At 71.7% G+C, this 22,501-nt stretch carries 20 protein-coding genes and 1 pseudogene; 8 read left to right on the forward strand and 13 right to left on the reverse strand.

From position 1 onward, the window contains the following. Positions 1–138 precede the first annotated feature (138 nt). The gene (locus IE107_RS04925; protein ID WP_189541436.1) at positions 139–720 is read left to right on the forward strand and encodes an RNA polymerase sigma factor; all 582 of its coding nucleotides are present in this window, start codon (positions 139–141) and stop codon (positions 718–720) included. Beyond that, entirely contained in the window at positions 713–1,417 is a 705-nt protein-coding gene (locus IE107_RS04930; RefSeq protein WP_189541438.1) for a hypothetical protein, read from the forward strand. The genes IE107_RS04925 and IE107_RS04930 overlap by 8 nt, the downstream gene beginning before the upstream one ends. Positions 1,418–1,437: 20 nt before the next feature. Here IE107_RS04930 and IE107_RS04935 read toward each other — a convergent pair whose 3' ends face one another. Genes IE107_RS04935 through IE107_RS04970 form a run of 8 tightly spaced genes read right to left on the reverse strand, consistent with a single transcriptional unit; the run spans position 1,438 to position 10,146 of the window. After that, on the reverse strand, positions 1,438–2,853 hold the full coding sequence (locus IE107_RS04935) for an FGGY-family carbohydrate kinase (RefSeq protein WP_189541440.1): 1,416 nt from the start codon (positions 2,851–2,853) through the stop codon (positions 1,438–1,440). Between the two features lie 14 nt (positions 2,854–2,867). Next, a complete protein-coding gene (locus tag IE107_RS04940; protein WP_189541442.1) occupies positions 2,868–3,914 on the reverse strand; it encodes an NAD(P)-dependent oxidoreductase in 1,047 nt (348 codons plus the stop codon). After that, on the reverse strand, positions 3,911–4,987 hold the full coding sequence (locus tag IE107_RS04945; protein ID WP_189541444.1) for an ABC transporter ATP-binding protein: 1,077 nt from the start codon (positions 4,985–4,987) through the stop codon (positions 3,911–3,913). Before IE107_RS04945 ends, IE107_RS04940 begins: the two co-directional genes overlap by 4 nt. A gap of 20 nt (positions 4,988–5,007) precedes the next feature. Continuing rightward, positions 5,008–5,826: a DeoR/GlpR family DNA-binding transcription regulator gene (locus tag IE107_RS04950; protein WP_229866706.1), complete on the reverse strand. Its 819-nt coding sequence runs from the start codon at positions 5,824–5,826 to the stop codon at positions 5,008–5,010. Further along, positions 5,823–6,941: an ABC transporter ATP-binding protein gene (locus tag IE107_RS04955; protein WP_189541447.1), complete on the reverse strand. Its 1,119-nt coding sequence runs from the start codon at positions 6,939–6,941 to the stop codon at positions 5,823–5,825. The genes IE107_RS04950 and IE107_RS04955 overlap by 4 nt, the downstream gene beginning before the upstream one ends. After that, a complete protein-coding gene (locus IE107_RS04960) occupies positions 6,938–7,768 on the reverse strand; it encodes a carbohydrate ABC transporter permease (RefSeq protein WP_189541449.1) in 831 nt (276 codons plus the stop codon). The genes IE107_RS04955 and IE107_RS04960 overlap by 4 nt, the downstream gene beginning before the upstream one ends. Further along, positions 7,765–8,715, reverse strand: coding sequence for a carbohydrate ABC transporter permease (locus IE107_RS04965; RefSeq protein WP_229866707.1), 951 nt, complete (start codon positions 8,713–8,715; stop codon positions 7,765–7,767). Before IE107_RS04965 ends, IE107_RS04960 begins: the two co-directional genes overlap by 4 nt. 3 nt (positions 8,716–8,718) lie before the next feature. Further along, positions 8,719–10,146, reverse strand: a complete 1,428-nt coding sequence (locus tag IE107_RS04970) for an ABC transporter substrate-binding protein (protein WP_189541451.1) — start codon at positions 10,144–10,146, stop codon at positions 8,719–8,721. A gap of 155 nt (positions 10,147–10,301) precedes the next feature. Here IE107_RS04970 and IE107_RS04975 point away from each other — a divergent pair, with 155 nt between their 5' ends. Both IE107_RS04975 and IE107_RS04980 read left to right on the forward strand, forming a co-directional pair. Further along, positions 10,302–11,729: an FGGY-family carbohydrate kinase gene (locus IE107_RS04975; RefSeq protein ID WP_189541453.1), complete on the forward strand. Its 1,428-nt coding sequence runs from the start codon at positions 10,302–10,304 to the stop codon at positions 11,727–11,729. Positions 11,730–11,764: 35 nt separating this feature from the next. Continuing rightward, the gene (locus IE107_RS04980; protein ID WP_189542084.1) at positions 11,765–12,424 is read left to right on the forward strand and encodes a histidine phosphatase family protein; all 660 of its coding nucleotides are present in this window, start codon (positions 11,765–11,767) and stop codon (positions 12,422–12,424) included. Here IE107_RS04980 and IE107_RS04985 read toward each other — a convergent pair. Beyond that, the gene (locus IE107_RS04985; RefSeq protein WP_189541456.1) at positions 12,414–13,832 is read right to left on the reverse strand and encodes an amino acid permease; all 1,419 of its coding nucleotides are present in this window, start codon (positions 13,830–13,832) and stop codon (positions 12,414–12,416) included. The genes IE107_RS04980 and IE107_RS04985 overlap by 11 nt on opposite strands. Positions 13,833–14,282: 450 nt before the next feature. Here IE107_RS04985 and IE107_RS04990 point away from each other — a divergent pair, with 450 nt between their 5' ends. After that, positions 14,283–14,879: a biotin transporter BioY gene (locus tag IE107_RS04990; RefSeq protein WP_189541458.1), complete on the forward strand. Its 597-nt coding sequence runs from the start codon at positions 14,283–14,285 to the stop codon at positions 14,877–14,879. Positions 14,880–14,891: 12 nt separating this feature from the next. Here the strand turns inward: IE107_RS04990 and IE107_RS34725 are convergent. Beyond that, a pseudogene (locus tag IE107_RS34725) lies at positions 14,892–15,230 on the reverse strand (hypothetical protein); the annotation flags it as partial. Between the two features lie 82 nt (positions 15,231–15,312). Continuing rightward, positions 15,313–16,794: an amino acid permease gene (locus IE107_RS04995; RefSeq protein ID WP_189541460.1), complete on the reverse strand. Its 1,482-nt coding sequence runs from the start codon at positions 16,792–16,794 to the stop codon at positions 15,313–15,315. 270 nt (positions 16,795–17,064) lie between these two features. Here IE107_RS04995 and IE107_RS05000 point away from each other — a divergent pair, with 270 nt between their 5' ends. Together IE107_RS05000 and IE107_RS05005 are read left to right on the forward strand one after the other, a co-directional pair. Next, positions 17,065–17,553, forward strand: coding sequence for a ribose-5-phosphate isomerase (locus IE107_RS05000; RefSeq protein WP_189541462.1), 489 nt, complete (start codon positions 17,065–17,067; stop codon positions 17,551–17,553). A 79-nt stretch (positions 17,554–17,632) separates the two neighbouring features. After that, on the forward strand, positions 17,633–18,442 hold the full coding sequence (locus IE107_RS05005) for an Fpg/Nei family DNA glycosylase (protein WP_189541464.1): 810 nt from the start codon (positions 17,633–17,635) through the stop codon (positions 18,440–18,442). A gap of 20 nt (positions 18,443–18,462) precedes the next feature. Here the strand turns inward: IE107_RS05005 and IE107_RS05010 are convergent, their stop codons facing one another. After that, on the reverse strand, positions 18,463–19,695 hold the full coding sequence (locus IE107_RS05010; RefSeq protein WP_189541466.1) for a GNAT family N-acetyltransferase: 1,233 nt from the start codon (positions 19,693–19,695) through the stop codon (positions 18,463–18,465). A gap of 105 nt (positions 19,696–19,800) precedes the next feature. On the opposite strand from IE107_RS05010, the gene IE107_RS05015 reads away from it, so the two are divergent. Continuing rightward, a complete protein-coding gene (locus tag IE107_RS05015; RefSeq protein WP_189541467.1) occupies positions 19,801–20,946 on the forward strand; it encodes a PP2C family protein-serine/threonine phosphatase in 1,146 nt (381 codons plus the stop codon). 157 nt (positions 20,947–21,103) lie between these two features. On the opposite strand, the gene IE107_RS05020 is transcribed toward IE107_RS05015, so the two are convergent. Continuing rightward, the gene (locus IE107_RS05020) at positions 21,104–22,300 is read right to left on the reverse strand and encodes a cation:proton antiporter (RefSeq protein WP_189542086.1); all 1,197 of its coding nucleotides are present in this window, start codon (positions 22,298–22,300) and stop codon (positions 21,104–21,106) included. Positions 22,301–22,501: the final 201 nt, after the last annotated feature.

Genomic DNA, 22,501 nt, shown 5'->3' on the forward strand with positions numbered 1-22,501 from the left:
TGGGGCGCGCCTTCCATACCTACGGCGTCGCGCGGCTGAGGGTTCATGATCGGCCCGGTCGGGCGGGCCCGTCCGAACGAGAGGTCCCGGGGGCGCCCGCAGCAGGCAATCCCCGCGGGCGCGTGTTACGTAAGGAGTATGCGCAGGATTGGCATCCCCCTGGAGCGGGTGCCCGACGAAGCGCTGCTGGCCGGGCTCATGACCGGCGATCCCGAGATCGCCGTGGCCTTCGTACGGCGGTTCCAGCGTCGGGTCTTCGGCGTGGCCGTCGCCGTGGTCGGCGACGTCCAGCTCGCCGAGGACATCGCCCAGCAGACCTTCGAGCGCGCCTGCCGGCATGCCCAGGTCTACGACCCGCGCCGGGGATCGGTGCCCACCTGGCTGTCCGCCATCGCACACAACCTCGCGATCGACGCGGTACGCGCCCGTAGGGCCACCCCGGTCGACCCCGCGGACCTGGAGAACATGATGGAGACCGTCGCCGACACCCCGGAGCGGCACGCGCTCTCCGCCGATGCCGCGGCGGACCTGCGCCGCGCGGTCGGCGAGCTGCCGCGGGAACAGGCACGTGCCCTGGTGATGGCCGGGATCTACGGGATGACGGCCCAGCAGGTCGCCGACTTCGAGCAGATACCGCTCGGAACCGCCAAGACCCGGATCAGGGCGGCCATGGGCAAGGTCCGGGCGTACCTCGCGAGCAGGCAGGTGGACCATGACTGACAACGGCGGGCTGAGCTGCGAGCAGCTCCGGGAGATCGGTGCGGAGCTGGCGCTCGGCGTGCTGCCCGCCAGGGAGCGCGCCGGGGCGATGGACCACCTGGAGGGCTGCCCCGCCTGCCGCGAACACGTCCACGAGCTGGCCGCCGCCTCGGACGCGCTGCTGGACCTCGTCCCGGGCCGTGAACCGCCCGCCGGGTTCGAGGACCGGGTGATCGAGCGGCTCGGGCTCTCCCCGGCGCGGCGCCCGGCCGTCCGGCACACACGGTGGCGGCGGTTCGCCGTCGCCGCCGGATCGGCGGCAGCGGGCCTGGCTCTCGGCATCGGCGGCTGGGTGCTCGGCGCGTCCACCGGTGGTCCGGCCCCGGTCGCCCCCATCGCCTCCTCGGTGCAGCCCCATCTGCTCACCGCCCGGCTCACCCACGGGAACCAGTCGTTCGGGCAGGTCTACCTCTACGCCGGGGCCCCGCCCTGGCTGTACATGGTGGTGGACGCCGACGGGCACTCCGGTACCGTCCACTGCCTGGTCCAGCGGGCCGACGGCACCACCGCCGACGCCGGGTCCTTCACCCTCTCCGGCGGCTACGGCGCCTGGGGCGGGCCCTTCCCGCCCGGCACGGCACCGGTCACCGGCGTACGCCTGACCGACGCGCACGGCACCGTGCTCGCGACCGCCGACTTCGGCCGGCCCTACCCCTGAGGGCCCGGCCGGGGGCGCGATCACGCTCGGGCGTGTGCACGGGCCCGGGCGAGCCGGTCCAGATGGTCCTCGTACGCCTTCGCGTAGTACGCCGCCCGCGCCGGGTCCGGTTCGACGACCGCGGTCGGGGCGGTCCACGTGGCCGTGTCCAGTCCCGCGCCCAGCCGCTGCGCCGCCGCGAGCACCGCACCGCGCGCGCCCACCTCGCCCTCCACGATCCGGACCGGCCGCCCCAGAACGTCGGCGAACAGCCGCATCCAGGCCGGGGAGCGGGTGCCGCCGCCGCACAGGGCGAGGGTGCCGGTGAGGCCCGCGGCCTCCAGGCAGTGCCGGGCGGCGAAGCCGATGCCCTCGCAGACGGCGCGGATCAGATCGGCGGAGCTGGTCTCCAGGGACACGCCGGTCAGCTCTGCGCGCAGTCTCGGCTCGACGAACGGGGCGCGTTCGCCGGACGGGGCGAAGTAGGGGAGCACCCGGACGCCGTTCGCGCCGGGCGCAGTGGTGGCGAGCAGCGCGTCGACCTCGGTGTGACGTACGCCGGTGGTGCTCAGGACCCAGTCCAGGGCCGCGGTGCCGACCATCGCGGGCATGGCGCGCAGCCAGTGGCCGGGACGGTCGGTGGAGATGTGCAGCCCGGCCGGTTCGCCGTCCAGGTCGAGCCGTTCGGTGGCCACCAGCGCGGCCAGACAGGTGCCGACGATCAGTAACCCGTCGCCGGGACGGGTGACGCCCGCGCCGAGCGCGCAGGCCGGCAGGTCGTACGGGCCGTTGGACAGCCGTACCCCGGAAGGGAGTTCGGCAATGGCCACCGGGTCGCTGACCGGGGCGAGGAGCGGGGCCCGGTGGGCGAGGCCGAGCGCGGCCACGACATCGGGGGCGTACGCCCGGGTCAGCGGGTCCAGGAACGGCATCGAGGCGTCCGAGACATCCGTGGCCCGGACCCCCGTCAGCCGCTGGAACACCATGTCCTTGCAGTACAGGGCGGTCGTCGCGGCGTCGAGGGACGCGGGTTCGTGCCGGTCGAGCCAGGCCAGCACCGGGCCCGGACAGCCCGGGAACATCGCGCTGCCGGTGCGCCGGTAGACGGTCTCGAAGACGCCGGACGCAAGCCAGGCGTCGACCAGTTCATGGGCCCGGCCGTCCATCCAGGAGATCGCCTTGCGGACCGGCCGCCCCGCCGCGTCGACCAGCCAGACGCCGTCGCCCTGACCGGTGAGTCCGGCGAACGCGACCCCGTCGGAGCCGAGCGCGTCCAGCACCTCGCGGACCGCCCCGTACACCTCGTCCATGTCCTGCTCCACGGAGCCGTCGTGGATCGCCAGCCCGACCGGGCGGGACTCGACGGCCAGGGTGCGGCCGAGCGGGTCGAAGGCGGCGGCCTTCACCACGGACGTGCCGACGTCGATGCCGATGTATCTCGTCGTGCTTCCGGTCATGGTCACGGCTCCCCTCACAGCGCGTGGGCGAGCGGCTCGCCCCGTACGTAGCGCGCCACTTCGGCCGCCGCGATCCGGGCCGCCTTCTCCGCGACGGCCCGGCTGGCCCCCGCCACATGCGGGGTCATCAGCAGATGCGGGGTACGGAAGAGCCGCGAGGCGGGCGGGGGCGGCTCCTGCTCGTACGTGTCGAGCGCCGCCGCCCGCAACTGCCCCGAGTCCAGGGCGTCGCACAGCGCGTCGGTGTCCAGCAGCCCGCCCCGGGCCGCGTTCACCAGCACCGCACCGTGCGGCAGCAGCGCCAGCTCACGGGCGCCGATGAGGTGCCGGGTCTCCGGGGTGAGCCGGGCGTGCAGGGTGAGGACGCGCGAGCGGGCCAGCAGCGCCTCCAGCGAGCCGGCCCGCATGCCGTGGACGTCGCCGCGCACATACGGGTCGTACACCTCGACCTCGGCACCGAACGCGGAAAGCACCCGGGCCACCCGGCTGCCCACCGCTCCGTAGCCGATCAGCCCGACCGGGGTGTCCTCCAGCTCCAGGCCGCAGTTCTCGTACGTGTAGTGGGAGGCGTCCCAGCGGCCGTCGGCGGCGAGGGAGTGGTGCGCGTCGGGGATGCGGCGCAGGGCACAGAGGATCAGCCCGACGGTGAACTCGGCGGTCGCCGCCGCGTTGCGTCCCGGCGCGAAACACACGCGCACGCCCCGGGCGCGTGCCGCGGCCGCGTTCACATTGACCGGGCCGCCCCGGCAGACCACGATCAGCCGCAGGTCGGGCGCGGCGGCCAGCACCCGCTCGGTGAACGGGCCCATCTGCGTCACGCACACCTCCACCCCGTCCAGGGCGGCGATCAGCGCGTCCTCGACATCGCTCGCCTCGTCGACCTCGGCCACCTTGCCGAAGGGCTCCAGCGGCCAGGGCAGGGCGATCTCGCCGAGCTGCGGCTGAGTGCCGAGCGGGCCGAGCGCCCGGTGCAGGGCATCGGAGAGCAGGGAGTTGCGGACGAAGTGGTCACCGGCGAGCAGAATCCTCGTCGCGGGGCGGACCGTCTCGGGGCGGTTCATCGCAGAGCGTCTCCTGTCTGGGCGTCGAAGACATGGATGTGCTGTGGATCGGCGGTGATGCGTACGGTGTCGCCCCGGTCGAGCCGTACCTCCGGACCGGTCACGACGACCAGTGGCTTCGCCACCCCGTCGAGCGACAGCGTGGCGATGCCGGATTCCAGCAGGGGTTCGTGGGCGGTGACCCGGGCCCGTGCACCAGTGTCGTCCAGGCAGAGGTCCTCCGGGCGGATGCCGAGCACCACCGCGCGTCCCGCCGGGATCCGGTGCGGTACGGGGACGCGCACGGAGTCCGAGAGGCGCACCCCGCCCGGTCCGTCGGCCGTGCCCGGCAGCAGATTGATGGCCGGCTCCCCGACGAAGTCGGCGACGAACAGGTTCGCCGGGGAGTCGTAGATCTCCTCGGGTGCGCCGAGCTGCTGGATCTCGCCGTCCCGCATCACCGCGATCCGGTCGGCGAGCGACAGCGCCTCCTCCTGGTCGTGCGTGACAAGGATGGCGGTGTGGCCGCTGTCGCGCTGGATGCGCTTCAACTCCCGGCGGGTGGTGTCCCGCTGGGCGGCGTCGAGATGGGAGAGCGGTTCGTCCAGAAGGAGGACGTCGGGGACCCGGATCAGCGCGCGGGCCAGCGCGACCCGCTGCTTCTGCCCGCTGGAGAGCCCGGCCGGGCGGGCGTCCAGGAGGCCGGTGATCCCGATGCGTTCGGCCATTTCGGCGACCCGGCGGCGGATCTCGGCCCGCCCGCAGCCGCCCCGGGCGGCAAGCCCGAAGCCGAGGTTCTCCGCGACGGTCAGCGGCGGGTAGAGCGCGTAGTTCTCGAAGGCCACCCCGATGTTGCGCTGCCGGGCCGGGAGGGCGACCACCGACGAGCCGCCGATGAGGATGTCGCCCCCGGTGACGGTCTCCAGGCCCGCGATCATCCGCAGGGTCGTGGACTTGCCGCAGCCGGACGGGCCGAGCAGCCCCAGCAGCTCGCCGGAGCTCAGCTCGACGTCGATGGACCGGACGGCCTCGACGGCGGCCCGGCCCCGCCCGGTGTAGGTCTTGCGCAGGGCGCGCAGGGCCAGTTCAGTCATCCGTCACCGCCACCTCGTGCTCACCCGTCATCGCGGTCCCCCGCTCCGCAGTCCCGTCCGGTGGCGCAGACCTCGTAGGGAACCTTGTGCTCGTCCAGCTCGCGCAGTGCCTGCGGGGACGCCCCGTCGTCGACCAGCAGCAGATCGAAGCGGGACAGCGGGGCGAGCCGGTGCAGGGCGACCCGGCCGAGCTTCGAGTGGTCGAGCAGCAGCACATTGCGGCTTGCCGAGTCGAGCATCGCCCGCTTCACGGAGACGATGTGCTGCTCCTGGTGGTAGGCGAAGCCGCCGGAGACGGCGGAGGTGGAGGTGAAGCAGATGTCGACCTGGAGCGACTGCACCGCCTCCACGCACGAGACACCGAGGAACGAGGAGTGCAGCGGGTCGAAGTCCCCGCCGAGGCCCATCAGATGGATGCCGCGCTCCTGGGACAGCAGATTGATCGCCTCCAGGAAGTTGGTGACGACGGTCAGCGGGGTGATGGAACGCAGCCTGCGTGCTATCTCCAGCGTGGACGTCGAGTCGTCGAGCATCACCGCCATGCCGGGTTCTATGAGTTTCAGGGCCCGTTCGGCGACGGCGGCCTTCTCGGCCCGCATCGTCTTCAGCCGGTAGGAGACGTTCGACTCGAAGACACCGGACGGCTGGGCGGTGACGCCGCCGCGGAACTTGCGCACGATGCCCTGCCGTTCCAGCTCGTCCAGATCGCGGTGGATGGTCATCAGGCTGACGTCGAAGCGCTCCGCCAGCTCGGCGGCGCTCACCTCGCCCTGGGCGAGGACGTACTCGGCTATGGATGCCTGACGCGGGGCGGGACCCCGCTGCGGAACGTTGCTCACGTGCTGATCCTTCGTCCTGGACGTGCCGGCCGGTCGGCCTCGAACAGCAGCAGACTCTCAGGCGCCACGGAGAGCCGGACCGGGCGGTCGGGGCTCAGGCCGGCCGCCTCGGCGCGCGGCACGACGAGGGACAGCCGCTGCCCGCCGATCCGGACGGTGACCTCGGTGGCCCGGCCCAGCAGCTCGGTGACATGGACGGCGCCGGTCAGCTCCAGGGCCGGGCCCCCGCCGGTCCCCGCAGGCGCGCCCAGCCCGATGTCCCGTGGCCGTACGCCCAGTTGGACGGCGGTGCCGGGCGGTGCGGGCACCGCCAGCGGCAGCTCGTACGCCCCGTCGGACGACCGGAAGTGCCCCTCGGGCGTCACCGTGCCGGGCAGCAGATTGATCCGCGGCCGGCCGAAGGACCGGGCGACGAAGGTGTCGCAGGGGCGGTGCCACAGCTCCTCGCGGGTCCCGGTCTGCACCATGCGGCCGTCCCTGATCACCCCGATCCGGTCGCCGAGCGCCAGCGCCTCCACCGAGTCGTGCGTGACGTACAGCGTGGTGGTGCGCCGCACCGCGCCGATCGCGCGCAGCTCCGCGCGCATCGCCTGCCGCAGCTTCGCGTCCAGGTGCGAGAGCGGCTCGTCGAGCAGGAACGCCCTGGCCGGCCGCACCAGCACCCGGCCGAGCGCCACCCGCTGCCGCTGGCCGTTGGAGAGCCGGCCCACCTGGCGGTCCAACAGGGCGCCGATGCCGAGGAGTTCGGCGATCTCCCCGATCCGCTCGCGCGCCTCGTGTGCGGGGAGGCGGTGGCGCGGTGAGCGGAGCGGGGAAGCGAGGTTGTCGTACGCGGTGCGGTGCGGGTAGAGCGCGTACGACTCGAAGCACATGGCCACGCCCCGGTCGTAGGGCTCCACGCCCGCCATGTCCGCCCCGCCCAGCTCGACCGTCCCGGCCTGCGGCTGCTCCAGGCCCGCGATCGTCTTGAGCGTGGTCGTCTTCCCGGCGCCGGACGGGCCGAGCAGACAGAAGAACTCGCCCTCGGCCACCTCCAGGTCCAGGCCGTCGAGCGCGGTGTTCTTCCCGTACCGCTTGCCGACCCCGCGCAGCGTGATCGCCGCAGGGCCGGTCATGACTTCACCGCCCCGAACGACAGACCGCGCACCAGATACCGCTGGATGGTGAGCGCCAGCAGCAGCGGCGGGACCACCGAGACCAGGGCCGCCGCGGCCGTCAGGTTGTACTTGGGCCGGTCTCCGCCGAGGAAGGACAGCGCGCCGACCGTCACCGTCTGCGCGTTCGACGAGGTGAGGATCAGCGGGAAGACGAAGTTGTTCCACGCGAAGATGAACGCCAGCAGCGAGACGGCCGCGATCCCCGGCTTCACCAGCGGCAGCGCGACCCTGAAGAAGGCCTGCTTGCGGGTGTAGCCGTCCAGCAGCGCCGCCTGCTCCAGCTCGGGGGAGAGATCGGAGAAGTACGACCGCATGATCCAGACGATCAGCGGGAGTGTCACCAGTTGCAGCACCCACACCATGCCGACGTAGCTGTCGAAGAGCCCGAGCTGCTGGTAGAGCACGAACAGCGGGATGATCACGGTGAGTTCGGGCGCGAAGCGGAACGAGAGCAGGGTGAACATCAGGTTCTCCGAGCCGCGGAACCGCCACCGTGCGGCGGCGTACGCGGCGGGCAGCCCGATCACCAGCGACAGCGCGACGGCGCCCAGCGAGACGACGAGGCTGTTCACGAAGAACCGGAGGAACGGCACGCCCTGGTCGTCCCCGGCGCCCAGCACCGTGCGGTACGAGTCGAGGGTCGGGGTGAACGAGAAGTACGTGCTGAACAGCTCGTTCGTCGGCTTCAGCGACAGGACCACCATCCAGGCGACCGGGAACAGCGCGAAGACGAAGTAGGCGATCAGCGCCAGGTCGGCGGCTGCACAGAGCAGTCTGCGCCTCATCGCTCCACCTCCGCGGCCCGGTTCTGGATCCGGCCCAGATAGCGCACCAGCACCATCGTGACCAGATAGACCACGGCCCACAGCACGATCATGTAGCTGATCCCGAAGGAGTAGCGCTGGAAGCGGATCGCCTCCAGATAGGCCCGGATCTGGAGCACCATCGTCGAGTCGCCGGGGCCGCCCTCGGTCAGCGCGTAGATGATGTCGAAGACCTTCAGCGAGTCCATGAACCGGAAGATCACGGCGACCAGGACGTACGGCCAGAGCATCGGCAGGGTCAGGCGCCGGAAGGTGAACCACCAGCCCGCCCCGTCGACCGCCGCCGCCTCGAACGGCGAGGCGGGCAGCGAGCGCAGACCGGCCAGCGCGAGGATCGCGACGAACGGGGTGTAGACCCACACGTCCACCGCGATCGACGAGAGCAGCGCGCCCGTCGGGGTGTCCGTCCACTGCACACCGCCGAGGCCGAACGGCTCCAGGAGATGGTTGACCACCCCGACCGAGGGCTGGAGCATCAGCTTCCACATGATCGCGGCGATCACCGGCGCGATCATCAGCGGCAGGATCAGGATCTTCTCCAGCACCCGCCCGACCGGGCTGGACCGGTGCAGCAGCAGCGCCACGGCCACCCCGAGCACCGTCTCGACCGCCGCCGCGCCGACCGCGTACGCCACCGTCACCCGTGCCGAGTCCCAGAACGCCGGCTGGGTGAGGATCCGCCGGTAGTTCCCGACGCCCACCAGGTCCGGCTGCGGCTTGCTCGCCGCGAAGTCGAACAGGGTGTAGTAGAGGCCGAGGCCGAACGGATAGAGGATGCCGCCGGTCAGCAGCAGGGCGGGCACGATCAGCAGATACGGCCGCAGCGAGCGGCGCCACGCGGGCACCGCCCGTTTCCCGGCGCCCGCCCCGTGACCGGCCGTCGGCACGGAGGCCGTGCGTCCCGGCACCGGTCAGCCGACCTTCGACGCCAGATCGCCCGCCAGGCCGTTCAGTACCGACGAGGCGTTCTTCCCGCCGTAGATCTCCTGGAGCGCGGCGGCCCAGGAGGTCGTCGCGTCGAAGAACTGCTCCTGCGGGGTGAACTGGATCCTCGTCTGGTCGACGACCGTCTCGAAGGTCTCGATGAAACCGGGGATGGCCCCCATCTTGTCCTTGTACGCCGCCTCCTGGCCGACCGACTTCCGTACCGGGTCGATGTGGTTGTGCTCGATCGCGCCCTTGCGCAGATGCTCCTTGCCGGTCGCCCACTGGAGGAACAGCCAGGCGGCGGACTTGTTGCGGCTCCTGGCGTTCATGCCGAGCGACCAGATCCACATGTTCGTGGCGAGCGAGCCGCCGGGGCCCTTCGGCCCGGGGTGGAAGGCGATCTTCCCGGAGGCGGGGGAGGCCCCCTTCACCGCCTGGAAGTAGGCGGCGGTGTCCGCGTCGAAGAGCATCCCCGCCTTCTTCGCCCCGAGGTCGCTGGAGCACTGGTACCAGGTGTACGAGGTCCAGGACGGCGGCCCGCCCTTCTGGACCATCTCCGCCCAGTCCCGGGTGAACGCGACCGCCTCCGGGGAGTTCATCGCGGGCTTCACCTTCCCGCCCTCGACGGTGAAGTCCTTCAGGCCGTTGCGGGCGTACATCGTCATGAAGCCGGGGTGGATCGTCGCCCAGCTGCGCGAGCCGCGCACCGCGACCCCGTACATCCCGTCGAAGCCCGCCCCCGGCGCCCGGCGGGTGATCGCACCGGCGATCTCGCGCAGCTCGTCGAAGGTCTCGGCGGGCTTCAGGCCGAGCTTCCCGAACACCTCGGTGTTGTACGCGACGACATTGGTCTCCCAGCCCCACGGCAGCGCGTACTGCCCGCCCCGCCCGAGCGGCGCGCCGGCCTCCAGCGACCACTGGTCGGCCGAGAGGAGACCGGGGAAGAAGTCCTCCTGGTCCCATTCGGCCCCGGTGGCCGAGGAATTGCGCATCCACGGGCCGAGGTCCTCCAGCCAGCCCGGCGGTCCGTACTGCCACACCATGTACGCGCCGAGCATGAACACGTCGTAGGAGGCGCGTCCGCTGGAGAGGTCGACGGTGAGCTTGTCGAAGTAGTTGTCCTCGGGGAAGACGTCGTACTCGACCCTGATCCCGGTCTTCTCGGTGAACGCCTTCAGGTCGGCGATCAGCGCGTCGGTGTACGGGTGCTTGTTGAGCAGCGCCTTGACCGTCCTGCCCTTGGCCCGCTTCCAGTCGAAGGGGCCGGTGACGTCGTCGGCCGCGGAGCCGTCACCTGCGGCCCTGCCGCCGCCGAAGCCCGCACCGCAGGCGGTGAGCAGCGGGGTGGCGGACGCGGCCGTGGCCGCGCCGATGGCGAGGAACCGTCGCCGGTCGTGCGCGTGCATGTCCATCCGTGACCTCCACGGTCCGGTCGGAGATGGGTGGGGGCCCGTTCACACGTCGAATCGACTGGTTAACAGAGCTTGGAACAACAGAAGTTGGCCGTCAATCCCTCGCGCAACGGAAATTCTCGGTGCAGAGTGAGAACTTCACAGAGGGGACCGATATGTGGATGGGCATCGATCTCGGCACGCAGAGCGTCCGGGCGGTGGTGGCAGGCGACAGCGGTGAGATCCTCGGCAGCGGCTCGGCCCCGCTCACGGGCAGACGGGACGGCGTACGGCACGAACAGCGGCCCCTCGACTGGTGGACGGCGGTGTGCGCGGCGGCCCGGCAGGCGCTGCGCGACTGCCCCGCCCCGCGGGCGCTCGCCGTCTGCGCCACCTCGGGCACCGTGCTGCTCGGCGACCGGGAGGGCCGGCCGCTGACCCCGGGGGTGATGTACGACGACGGGCGGGCCGTCGCGGAGGCGGCCAGGGCCGGGGCCCCGCCGAGCTGGGCCCTGCCCAAGGTGATGTGGCTGCTGCGGGAGTACGGGGGAGGGGCGGGCGGTGCCGTACGGGTGATGCACCAGGCCGATCTGGTGCTGGCGCGGCTCGCCGGGACGCCGCTGCCCACCGATTCCAGCCACGCCCTGAAGACCGGCTACGACCTGGAGCGGGACGAGTGGCCGCGACGGAGGTTCGGGAAGCTGGGCCTGCCCGACGGGCTGTTCCCGGACGTGGTGCGGCCGGGGACGCGGATCGGCGAGGTGGGGCGGGCGGCGGCCGAGGAGACCGGGATCCCGGCGGGCACGCCCGTCGTGGCCGGGATGACGGACGGGTGCGCGGCGCAGCTCGCCTCCGGTTCGCTCACCGTCGGCTCCTGGAACTCGGTGCTCGGCACGACCCTGGTCCTCAAGGGGGTCACCTCGTCACCGGTCGAGGACCCGGCCGGGGTCGTCTACAACCACCGCGCACCCGACGGGAGCTGGCTGCCGGGCGGGGCCTCGGGCGCCGGCGGCGGGGCGCTGACCGCAGCCTTCCGCGACGCGGACCCGGCCCGGCTGGACGCGCTGGCCCGTGACCGGGAACCGGCGCGGGTGGTGGCGTACCCCCTGGTGGCGACGGGGGAGCGCTTCCCGTTCGTGGCGCCGGAGGCCACCGGCTTCCTGCTCGGCGAGCCCGCCTCCGACGCGGAGCACTGGCTGGCCCTGCTCACCGGCGTGGGCCTGGTCGAACGGCTCTGCCTCGACTACCTCGACCTGCTCGGTGCCCAGTCGTACGGCCGGCTCACCTTCACCGGCGGCGCGGTCCGCAGCGGATACTGGAGCCGGCTGCGCGCCGACATCCTGGGCCGGCCCGTGTACATCCCGCAGTACAGCGAACCCGCCCTCGGCATGGCCGTCCTCGCCGCGTACGGGGCGGGGGAGGAGCGGAGCCTGCAACGGGCCGCGGGCCGGATGGTGCGGCTGCGGCACGTGCTGCGCCCGCACCCGGCGCGTACGGCGTGGTACACCGAGCCGTACCTCGCGCTGGTGGACGAACTGGAGCGCCGCGGCTGGCTCCCCGGCCCGGTCGCCGCGCACGCCCGCACCCGGACGGAGCAGCCGTGACCACCCTCGACCACCCGAACCCCGACGGAGGAGCCATGACCACGAGCCCGGCCACCCTGCTGCTCGCCCGCCACGGCCAGACCGTCTGGCACGCGGAGAACCGCTATGCCGGGGTCAGCGACATCGCCCTCACCGACGAGGGCCGCCGCCAGGCCCGGCAGCTGGGCGAGTGGGCCGCCCTCAACCGGGTCGACGCGGTCTGGACCTCCACCGTCAGCCGCGCGATCGAGACCGCGCGGCCCGCGTGCGAGGCGCTGGGGCTCACCCCCCGGCGCGAACACGAGCTGCGCGAATGCGACTTCGGCGAGGTGGAGGGGCGCACCCTGGCGGAGTTCGCGGCCGAGCAGCCGGAGTGGGCCCGGGAGTACCGCGCCGACCCGGTGGCCCATCCCTTTCCCGGGGCCGAGGACCCCCGGGTCGCGGCGGCCAGGGGGACGGCGGCGCTGCGCCGGATCGCGGGCGGGCACCCGGGGCAGCGGGTGCTCGTCGTCGCGCACAACACCCTGCTGCGGCTGGTGCTGTGCGAACTGCTGTCGATCCCGCTGGGCGCCTACCGCCGGGTCTTCCCGCAGCTGCGGAACGCGGCGGTGAGCGAGGTGCGGATCGGGGAGCAGTGCGGCGCGCTGCTCTCCCTCAACGTGCCCTGCGCACCGGATGCCCCCGGTGCGCAGGGCACGTCGGGCGTCATGCGTTGACGGCCGCCGCCCGCCGCTGCCGTACGAGACCGATGACGCCCAGTACGAGGGTCAGGGCGCCGGAGGCCACCAGCTGGTCGCGAGTGTCCGGCTGGCGCAGCATCAGGAAGAAGATGCCGGCCATCGCCAGGAGCGCCACCACCGTCAGGACCGGGAAGAGCCACATCCGTACGACCAGTCTCTCCGGGGCCTCGCGCTCCATCCGGTCGCGCAGGATCAGCTGGGAGACGGCGATGAAGATCCAGACGACCAGGATCACCGCGCCGATCATGTTGAGCAGCCACGGGAAGACATCGTCGGGACGCCAGTAGCTGAGCAGCACGCACAGGAAGCCGAAGACGGACGAGATCAGGACCGCGGTGCGAGGGACGCCCGAGGAGACCTTGCCGAGCCGCTTCGGGCCCTGGCCGCGGGCGACCAGCGAGCAGGCCATGCGCGAGGCGCCGTAGATGTTGGCGTTCATCGCGGAGAGCAGGGCGACCAGGATGACCACGTTCATGATCTCGGCCGCGCCGCTGATCCCGAGGTGGTCCAGGGCCGCGTAGAACGGGCCGACCTCCACGACCTTCGGGTCGTCCCACGGGACGAGAGTGACGACGACCGCCATCGAGCCGACGTAGAACAGCGCGATCCGCCACATCGCCGTCCGCACGGCCTTGGCGACACCGCCCACGGGGTCCTCGGACTCGGCCGCGGCGATGGTGACGGTCTCCAGGCCGCCGTACGCGAAGACGGAGGCGAGCAGCCCGATCACCAGGCCCTCGGTGCCGTTCGGCAGGAAGCCGCCCGCACCGCTGAGGTTGGCGGTGCCGGGCGCTTCCGTGCCGGGCAGCACCCCCAGGATCGCCAGCACGCCCAGGGCCAGGAAGAGCGTGATCGCCACGACCTTGAGGGTGGCGAACCAGAACTCGAACTCGCCGAACTTCTTCACCGAGGCCAGGTTGGTGCCCAGGAACACCACCATGAACAGCGCCACCCAGGCCCACTCCGGGGTGCCGGGCAGCCAGCCGGTGACGATCTTCGCGGCACCGATGCCCTCCAGGCCGACGGCGACACAGAGCAGTACCCAGAACCCCCAGCCCACGGTGAAGCCCGCCCACGGCCCGATCGCCCGCTCCGCGTGCACGGAGAAGGAACCGGAGGCCGGGTTCGCGGCCGACATCTCGCCGAGCATGCGCATCACGAGCATGACGAGCAGCCCGGAGACGGCGTACGCGACGATGATCGACGGCCCCGCGGCGGCGATGCCCGCGCCCGAGCCGACGAAGAGTCCGGCGCCGATGACACCGCCGAGGGCGATCATCGACAGATGGCGCTGCTTGAGCCCGTGGGTGAGAGCGGAATCGGCCCCGGCGTCGGAGACGGCGGCCGGGGATCCGGTGGGGGGAGACGCGGAATTCCGAGACATGGACAAGCTCTGTTCGGTAGGGGAGACATGAGACATGGGGGGACGTTCGCGCACAGTCTGGGCATGCACGCCGCCGACGGGGAACCACTGTCCGCTATACGGGCACGATGCTCACACAAGGTGCACACCCGGACACAGGGAGGCGGACCGTCCTGCTCGCAGCCGGACCGGCGTCCGGTCGGCGGCCGGTCGACCCGGGCCGGAGGCGGCCTGGAATTGGCGGGAACCTACAGTCCCTCGCGGGAGCGGCTTCCCGCCGGATCCGAACCGATCCGCCTCCACCTCAGTGACAAGCATCACGCCGCCGCATGATTGCGCAAGGACCTTTGTGCGAACCCCACCAAGGCCTCGGTCAACGCTTTGTGGGCCACTGATGGTGATCGGTCGTTAACCCGTGGGCTAACGTCGGGCACAGTCTGTCCCCACCTGCCCTCACCCCGCGGAGTCCCGATGAGCACTGCTGCCGCCGCCCCTGCCCGCACCGGAGCGGTCCTCGCCGACCTGCTGCCCGCCGCCAGGCACCGTTACGCCGTCGACACGGCCCTGGTCCTCGGTGGCGCCGCGCTCACCGGCATCGCCGCCCAGATCGCCGTGCCGGTCCCCGGCTCCCCGGTCCCGGTCACCGGCCAGACCTTCGCCGCGCTCCTCGTCGGCACCGCGCTCGGTGCCCGCCGCGGCTTCCTCTCCCTCGCGGTGTACGCCCTGGCGGGCATGGCGGGCATGCCGTGGTTCTCCGAGGGCACCTCCGGAATGGGCTTCCCCTCCTTCGGCTACGTTCTCGGCATGCTGCTCGCCGCCTCCGTGGTCGGCGCCCTCGCCCGCCGCGGCGGCGACCGCTCCGTGCTGCGCACGGCAGGCACGATGGTGCTGGGCTCCGCGATCATCTACGCGGTCGGCGTCCCGTACCTGGCGCTGGCCACCGGCATGTCGGCGAGCGCCGCGATCGCGGCCGGCCTGGTGCCCTTCCTGCTCGGCGACGCGCTGAAGGCGGCGCTGGCCATGGGCGCGCTGCCCGCGGCCTGGAAGCTCATCGGCCGCCGGGGCTGATGCCGTAACTTCCCCGAAGAGGCTCGCCGGGTCGTGACGCGACACCAGACCGGCGAGCCTCTGCTGTGTCCGCGCGTCGTGGAAGCCCTCGGTCCGGTCCCCGCCGCCGAAGGAGAAGTTCAGCGACCGGCCCGGGGTGACCGGTGCGAGCACCTCGGCCACCTCCGCGTACAGGGCCCGTACCGACGCCACGTCCGTACCGTCGAGCGGTGAGAGCAGCCGCACCAGGAACCCGGCCTCGCGGTACGGCACCGCGAGCGCGGGCCCGATCGCCCGCAGCGGCGCGACCGGTTGCCCGCCCTCGACCGCGCTGCCGGTGTACGCGACCCGCACCGAGACCACGTACCGACCCGGTGGTCATGGGAAAGGCTCTCCGATCGCTCGCTATGTGGGTTGCGGGGGAGAGCCTTTCCGGTAAACCTGACAGCGGCCGTCAGGTATGGGCGGGGGTTTCCGCGGCCGTGCGGTCCTTGCGGTTCCTGACCTCGCGGACCAGCGAGATGCCCACCACCAGCGCCGCGACCAGCAGCGAGAGCAGCACCTGCTCACGTCCGCCGTCGTCGGTCAGCATGTAGACCAGGACGAACGAGATCATCGCGATGGTCGCCCAGGTCAGATACGGGAAGAGCCACATCCGTACGACCAGCTTCTCCGGCGACTCGCGCAGGATCATGCCGCGCATCCGCAGCTGGGTGAAGCAGATGACCAGCCAGACGAACAGGGCGACCGCGCCGGAGGAGTTCAGCAGGAACTGGAAGACGGTGTCGGGCCACTGGTAGTTGAAGAACACCGCGACGAAGCCGAAGACGACCGAGGACAGGATCGCGGCCTGCGGCACGCCCCGCTTGTTCGTCCGGGCGAACGCCTTCGGCGCGTCCCCGCGGCCGCCGAGCGAGAAGGCCATCCGCGAGGCGGTGTAGAGGCCGGAGTTCAGACACGAGAGCACAGCGGTGAGGACGATGACGTTCATCACCTGTCCGGCGTGCGGAATGCCGATGGAGTTGAGGGCGGCGACATAGCTGCCGTCCTTCACGATCGACGGGTCGTTCCACGGCAGCAGGGTGAGCACGACGAAGATCGAGCCCAGGTAGAAGACGGCGATCCGCCAGATCACGCTGTTGGTGGCCTTCTGGACGGCGCGTTGCGGGTTCTCGGACTCACCGGCGGCGAGGGTGACGATCTCGCTGCCCATGAAGGAGAAGACGACCATCAGCACACCGGTGAGGATCGCGCCCGGCCCGTTGGGGAAGAACCCGCCGGTGTCGGTGAGATGCGCAAGACCCGCACCGGGGTTGTCCGAGCCCGGCAGCAGCCCGAAGACGGCGAGCAGCCCGACGACCACGAAGGCGCCGATCGCCACGACCTTGATCCCGGCGAACCAGAACTCGAACTCGCCGTAGGACCCGACCGAGACCAGGTTCGTCGCGGTCAGCACCACCATCACGATCAGCGCCCACGCCCACTGCGGGACACCCGGCACCCAGCCCTCCAGGATCTTGGCACCCGCCGTGGCCTCGACGGCGAGCACCACGACCCAGAAGAACCAGTAGAGCCAGCCGATCGAGAAACCGGCCCAGCGGCCCAGCGCCTGGTCGGCGTAGGCGGAGAAGGAACCCGAGCTGGGGCGGGCCGCGGACATCTCGCCGAGCATCCGCATCACGAAGACGACCATCAGGCCGACCAGGGCGTACGACAGCAGGATGGCCGGTCCCGCGGCGGCGATGCCCGCGCCGGAGCCCACGAAGAGGCCCGCGCCGATCACACCGCCGATGGCGATCATCGAGAGATGGCGGTTCTTGAGTCCCGCCTGGAGTCCGTCCGAGGAGTGGGGGGTGTCCGGGGTGTCCGGCCCGTTCGACTGGTCCGGCTTGCGAGGCTGGTGGCCCGGACCGGCCGTGGTCGTCTGCGACGTCATGGAGCGAATCCTTACGTTCTCGGGTCACGCGATACGTGCCCGGCCGCCGCAGTGGGGTGCGACAGCGGTGATGCATTGAAGCCCGGCGAACCGCAAAAACGGAACCCTTTCTTCCGAATCATTTGCCGGATCGTTGCCCAAGTGGCCTCGCTCACACCGGACCCGCGCATCGCGATCGCACGAGGTCCGCCGCGTGCACCGGGCCGGCCGGCCATGGCGTTCCGACCCCGATGGCGGCTACCCCGCGTCGCACGTGCCACACTCGTCAACATGCGCGTGTACCTCGGCTCGGACCATGCCGGCTATGAACTCAAGAACCACCTCGTCGAGTGGCTCACGGCCCAGGGCCACGAGGCCGTCGACTGCGGCCCCCACATCTACGACGCCCAGGACGACTACCCGCCGTTCTGCCTGCGTGCCGCCGAGCGGACGGCCGCGGACCCGGACAGCCTCGGCATCGTGATCGGCGGCTCCGGCAACGGTGAGCAGATCGCCGCCAACAAGGTCAAGGGCGTCCGCGCCGCACTGGCCTGGAGCGAGCAGACCGCCGCCCTGGGCCGCGAGCACAACAACGCCAACGTGGTCGCCATCGGAGGCCGGATGCACTCGGTGGAGGAGTCCACCAGGTTCGTCGAGATCTTCCTCGCCACCCCGTACTCCGACGAGGAGCGCCACACCCGCCGCATCGAGATGCTGACGGCGTACGAGACGACCGGCGAGCTCCCCCCGATCCCGGCCCACCACCCGCAGCAGGGCTGACCGCCCCTCCCTGTGCCGCCGGTGCTCCCGGCGGCACAGCCGTGTCCGCCCCCGTATCCCCCCGAGGAGAGCCGTCGCCGTGCCCGAGGGACACACCATCCACCGCCTCGCGGCGGACCACCGGGACAGGTTCGCCGGGCGGCCGGTGCGGGTGAGCAGCCCGCAGGGCAGGTTCTCCGCAGGCGCCGCGCTGCTCGACGGCCGACCCCTCACCGGGGTCGACGCCCACGGCAAGCACCTCTTCCTCGGCTTCGAGGGCGCCGGCTGGGTCCATATCCACCTGGGCCTGTTCGGCAAGCTCGGATTCGGTACGGTCCCGGCCCCGCCGCCCGCCGACACGGTCCGGCTGCGCCTGCTCAACGACGAGCACCACGCGGATCTGCGCGGCCCGACGGCCTGCGCGCTGATCACCGATCCGGAGAAGCGCGCGATACACGACCGGCTCGGACCGGACCCGCTGCGGACCGACGAGGACGGCGAGCGGGCCTGGCTGCGGATCTCGCGCAGCCGGATCACCGTCGCGGCCCTCCTGATGGACCAGAAGGTCATCGCGGGGGTCGGCAACGTCTACCGCGCGGAGGTGCTGTTCCGGCACGGGATCGACCCGTACCGCCTCGGCAGGGACCTCACGCGCGCGGAGTGGGACGCCGTCTGGGCGGACCTGGTGGTGCTGATGCGCGAGGGCGTGCGGAACAACCGGATCGACACCGTCCGCCCCGAGCACCTGCCGGAGGCGATGGGGCGCCCGCCGCGCGTCGACGACCACGGCGGCGAGGTGTACGTGTACCGCCGGGCCCGCCAGGCCTGCCACATCTGCGGCGGCGAGATCCGCACCGCCGATCTCGCCGCCCGCAATCTCTTCTGGTGCCCGGGATGCCAGAAGGCCTGAGGACAGCCCTCAGGAATTTCCTAGAACCCCCGGGGCAGCCACGGCGCCGTGTCCGACAGGAACGCCGACGACGCCTCCGCCAGCGCGCCCGCCCGCAGCTCCCGCACCCGCCCGGCCAGACCCAGCGAGCTCAGCGACTCGCCGCCCAGATACGCCGAGCCCAACTCCCGTACCGAGAGCGCCAGATCGGCCGGGTCATCGGTGCGCCGGCATGTCGCGACGCCCTTCGCGTCGGCCGTGAGCCGCCAACGCCCCTCGTTCCAGGGGCAGAACGCGTCCTCCACCTCGAACACCACGTCCAGCGGCCCGCGGTACGTCCGTGCCTCCAGCGCCGCCCCCAGCTCCACCAGACGGACATGGAGCGAATCGCGGATCCGGATGTTGCACCGCCGCACGTCCGACACCAGGTGCAGCACCGCGTCGTCGACCGGCCGGTTCCGGGCCACGATCGTCGTCATCAGGTCGATGTCGAAGACGAACCGCCACAGCGCCGCGTACGCCGCCGGGTCCAGGGCGGCCAGGTCGTTGACCACGACGGTGCCCTTGGGGCCGGCCGGCTCCCACTCCGGCTTCATGTGGAACGTCACATTGCCGACGATCTCCCCGTCCCGCTCCGCCAGCACGCACTGCTGCGCCGAGGAGCCCTGCCGGTTGGAGACCGGGTCGACCATGGGCTTGCGCTCCCAGCCGGGCGCGTGGACCGGGACGCCGGGACGGCCGGAGACCAGTTGCTCGTACACGCTCTCGCACGCCGCCATCGCCTCGTCCGGCTTCGCGTGGCGCAGCCGCACCTCGTCCGTGCCCGGCGGCACGTCCAGCCGGATCCGGTCCTTCTCGATCGTCAGCGACATCTGCCGCGAGGCGGCGCCGTAGCCGAACCGGCCGTAGATCACCGGCTCCGAGGCCGTCAGTACGGCGATCGGCTCGCCCAGCGCGCGGATGTCGTCCAGCTGCCGACGCATCATCGAGGTCAGCAGCCCGCGACGGCGGTGCGTGGCGGCGACGCTCACCATCGTGATCGCGGCGGCGGGCACCAGCGCCCCGCCCGGCACCGCCACCCGGAAGCTGAACGCCCCCGCCGTGCCGACCACGTCGTCACCGTCCCAGATGCCGAGCGACCGCTCGTGCTCCGTCAGCTGCTCGAACAGCTCGCGCTCCTCGGGAGCCTCCGCCTCCCCGCCGAACGCCAGCTCCAGGCACTCGAACCATCGGTTCCATTCGGACGGACGCAGTACGCGAAGCTCAGTAGTCATGGGCCATGCCTACCAGGAGGCAGGGTGGCGGGGCGACCCGATTTCGAACGCATTGTCACGGGGTCCCCCTGCACCTCGGGCGGCCGGGTAGATAGGGTCCCGGCAATGGCCCGTCGCGCAGGAGCAGACACGTACCCGGCCCGATTGCGGAAATCGGTGCACCGGGCACGCGTCGCGCTGCGCAAATCCGGTGTCGACTACTTCCGCGGCGACGGCTCGGACTGGATCGCCCTGGCCGGCCTGCTGCTGACCATTCCCGCCATCACCTGCGCCACGCTGCTCGATCCGATGTGGTGCTCACCCGCCGCGCTCGTCCTGCCGATCGTCGCGGGCGGCCTGCTGCTGCGCCCGGCCAGCCTCCTGGGCCTGTACGCGACCGCCGCCGCGGCCCTGATCGTGGAGTCGGTCGGGCTGGGGCCCTACGACGACGGTCCGGCCCGGGTGACCCCCGGAATCGTCCTGGTGGTCGCGGCCTGCGGCTTCTTCGGGCTGGTCCTCGCCCAGTTCCGGGCCAGGGTCGGCGTGCCGTGGCGGCGCGGCGGCACCATGCTCTTCGACCTGCGCGAACGCATCCGGGTGCAGAGCGCCCTGCCCAGGCTGCCGCAGGGCTGGCACCGCGAGATGGCGCTGCGCCCGGCCGGCGGGCAGTCCTTCTCCGGGGACTTCGTGGTCGCCGCCCGCACCAACGGCGGACGGACCCTGGAGGCCGTGCTCACCGATGTCTCCGGCAAGGGCATGGACGCGGGCTCCCGCGCCCTCCTGCTGTCCGGGGCCTTCGGCGGCCTCCTCGGCTCGCTGCCCCCGCACGGCTTCCTGCCCGCGGCCAATGGCTATCTGCTGCGCCAGGACTGGGACGAGGGATTCGCCACCTCGATCCATCTGGTCCTGGACCTCGAATCCGGTGATTATGAACTCCTGTCGGCCGGGCACCCGCCCGCCCTCCAGTTCCACTCGGGCAGCGGTCAGTGGGAGGAGAAGGCGGCCGAGGGGCCGCTGCTCGGGGTGTACGACGGGGCGCAGTTCGACGCGGTGAAGGGCTCGCTGGCCCCCGGCGACGTGCTGATGCTGTTCACGGACGGCCTCGTCGAGGCATCGGACCGCGAGATCGCGGAGGGCATCGACCGGCTGACCGGCGAGGCCGACCGCTACGTCACCACCGGTTTCGAGGGTGCGGCCTGGCACCTGATCGAGGCATGCGCCAAGGACGTCAACGACGACCGGGCGCTGCTGCTGCTCTCGCGTAAATCCTGAACCGTACGAAAACTTCTCGAACCGGGCATGCGTCAACGGCTGTCGGCCCGTCACCGGAACGTGGACACCGGACTGTCCGGGTACGGGGAGGCCCTGGGCCCTGTCGTCGGACCGGCCCCGGGGCCGGTCCCGTACCAGGGACGCCGCGGGTGCCGGTTCAGGCCGGGACCGCGAGTTTCCCGGCCCCGGCGTCGCTGTCACCGTCCCCGCCCCGTCCCCGCCCGCCCGGCAGCACGCGGGCCAGCCAGTGCGAGCGCCCGGCCGCCAGCGGAGAGAGGACCGCGAGGACGAGCACATAGCCGGCGATGAACGGCGGCAGCCGCTCGTCCAGCCCCGCGCCGGCGGCCATCGTGGCGAGGATCAGTGCGAACTCGCCGCGGGCCGTCAGGGTGGTGGAGATGTTTGCCGCGGCCTGCGGGCCGAAGCCGTAGACCCGTGCGGAGACCATGCCGGAGGCGATGTTCATGGCCGCGGTCAGTACGACGGCGGCCAGCACCGGCCACATCACGCCCGGTAGGTCGCCGGGGTTGATGGAGAGTCCGAAGGCGAAGAAGAAGATCGCACCGAAGGCGTCGCGCAGCGGATGCACCAGCTTGCGGATGCGCTCGCCCGAGGTCGTGCTTCCGAGCATCAGGCCCACCATGAAGGCGCCGATCGCGTCCGCTACCCCGAACCACTCGGAGACACCCGCCACGAACACGGCGGCGCCGAGGAAGGAGATGACGAGCAGTTCGTCGTCCGAGGTGTGGATCAGCTTGCTGATGAGCTTCGTGCCGAACCGGGCGGTGAGCGCGAGCAGCAGCAGGAAGCCGAACGCCTTGCCCCCGTCGAGCACCGCGCCGGCGAGGCTGTCCGAGCGCGACAGGATCGGTTGCAGGGCTGCGAGGTAGAGGGCGAGGAAGACGTCGTCGACGACGACGATGCCGAGGATCGTCTTGGTCTCCGGGCTCGCCAGGCGCTTTGTGTCGACCAGGATCTTGGTCACGATGGCCGACGACGAGATGCCGATGACCCCGGCCAGGACGAGGGCCTCCGAGGTGCCCCAGCCCAGAACGAAGCCGAAGGCGAGCCCGGCGCCGACGTTCAGCGCCAGATAGGCGGAGCCCGCGACGGCCATCTTGCGGCCGCCGGCCTTGAGGTCGTCGAGGTGGAATTCGAGGCCCAGGTAGAAGAGCAGCAGCACCAGGCCGAGCGCGGAGAGCATCTCCAGCTCGTGCGGGTCGGCGACGAGCACGATGCCGGGCGTGTGCGGGCCGAGCAGGATTCCGGCCAGGATGAACAAGGGGATGGTCGGCAGTCCGATGCGGCTGCCGACACGGGCGAGAACGGCGGCGGCGAGGAAGGCGCCGCCCATGGCGATGAGCGTGTCTGCGTGTCCGATGAGCCCGATCCTTCGGTAGGTCAAGAGAACGTCAAGGATGCGTCAGTAATTAGTTTACCGAACGATTGATGTTGCAACTGTTGCTCCCGCGAATCACCTGGGGAGGCACCGGTGATCCGTCCGCCGCTGCCGTCTGCCCCCGATCGGATCTGGGGTTTTCCCCACCCCCGATCC

The organism is Streptomyces gelaticus, from assembly GCF_014649535.1.
Lineage (GTDB): Bacteria > Actinomycetota > Actinomycetes > Streptomycetales > Streptomycetaceae > Streptomyces > Streptomyces gelaticus.

Bases quoted from the DNA above. Each gene is read 5' to 3' on its own strand.
- IE107_RS04925 (WP_189541436.1), top strand. From the start codon at position 139: ATGCGCAGGATTGGCATCCCCCTGGAGCGGGTGCCCGACGAAGCGCTG.
- IE107_RS04930 (WP_189541438.1), top strand. From the start codon at position 713: ATGACTGACAACGGCGGGCTGAGCTGCGAGCAGCTCCGGGAGATCGGT.
- IE107_RS04935 (WP_189541440.1), bottom strand. From the start codon at position 2,853: ATGACCGGAAGCACGACGAGATACATCGGCATCGACGTCGGCACGTCC.
- IE107_RS04940 (WP_189541442.1), bottom strand. From the start codon at position 3,914: ATGAACCGCCCCGAGACGGTCCGCCCCGCGACGAGGATTCTGCTCGCC.
- IE107_RS04945 (WP_189541444.1), bottom strand. From the start codon at position 4,987: ATGACTGAACTGGCCCTGCGCGCCCTGCGCAAGACCTACACCGGGCGG.
- IE107_RS04955 (WP_189541447.1), bottom strand. From the start codon at position 6,941: ATGACCGGCCCTGCGGCGATCACGCTGCGCGGGGTCGGCAAGCGGTAC.
- IE107_RS04960 (WP_189541449.1), bottom strand. From the start codon at position 7,768: ATGAGGCGCAGACTGCTCTGTGCAGCCGCCGACCTGGCGCTGATCGCC.
- IE107_RS04970 (WP_189541451.1), bottom strand. From the start codon at position 10,146: ATGGACATGCACGCGCACGACCGGCGACGGTTCCTCGCCATCGGCGCG.
- IE107_RS04975 (WP_189541453.1), top strand. From the start codon at position 10,302: ATGTGGATGGGCATCGATCTCGGCACGCAGAGCGTCCGGGCGGTGGTG.
- IE107_RS04980 (WP_189542084.1), top strand. From the start codon at position 11,765: ATGACCACGAGCCCGGCCACCCTGCTGCTCGCCCGCCACGGCCAGACC.
- IE107_RS04985 (WP_189541456.1), bottom strand. From the start codon at position 13,832: ATGTCTCGGAATTCCGCGTCTCCCCCCACCGGATCCCCGGCCGCCGTC.
- IE107_RS04990 (WP_189541458.1), top strand. From the start codon at position 14,283: ATGAGCACTGCTGCCGCCGCCCCTGCCCGCACCGGAGCGGTCCTCGCC.
- IE107_RS04995 (WP_189541460.1), bottom strand. From the start codon at position 16,794: ATGACGTCGCAGACGACCACGGCCGGTCCGGGCCACCAGCCTCGCAAG.
- IE107_RS05000 (WP_189541462.1), top strand. From the start codon at position 17,065: ATGCGCGTGTACCTCGGCTCGGACCATGCCGGCTATGAACTCAAGAAC.
- IE107_RS05010 (WP_189541466.1), bottom strand. From the start codon at position 19,695: ATGACTACTGAGCTTCGCGTACTGCGTCCGTCCGAATGGAACCGATGG.
- IE107_RS05015 (WP_189541467.1), top strand. From the start codon at position 19,801: ATGGCCCGTCGCGCAGGAGCAGACACGTACCCGGCCCGATTGCGGAAA.
- IE107_RS05020 (WP_189542086.1), bottom strand. From the start codon at position 22,300: ATGGGCGGCGCCTTCCTCGCCGCCGCCGTTCTCGCCCGTGTCGGCAGC.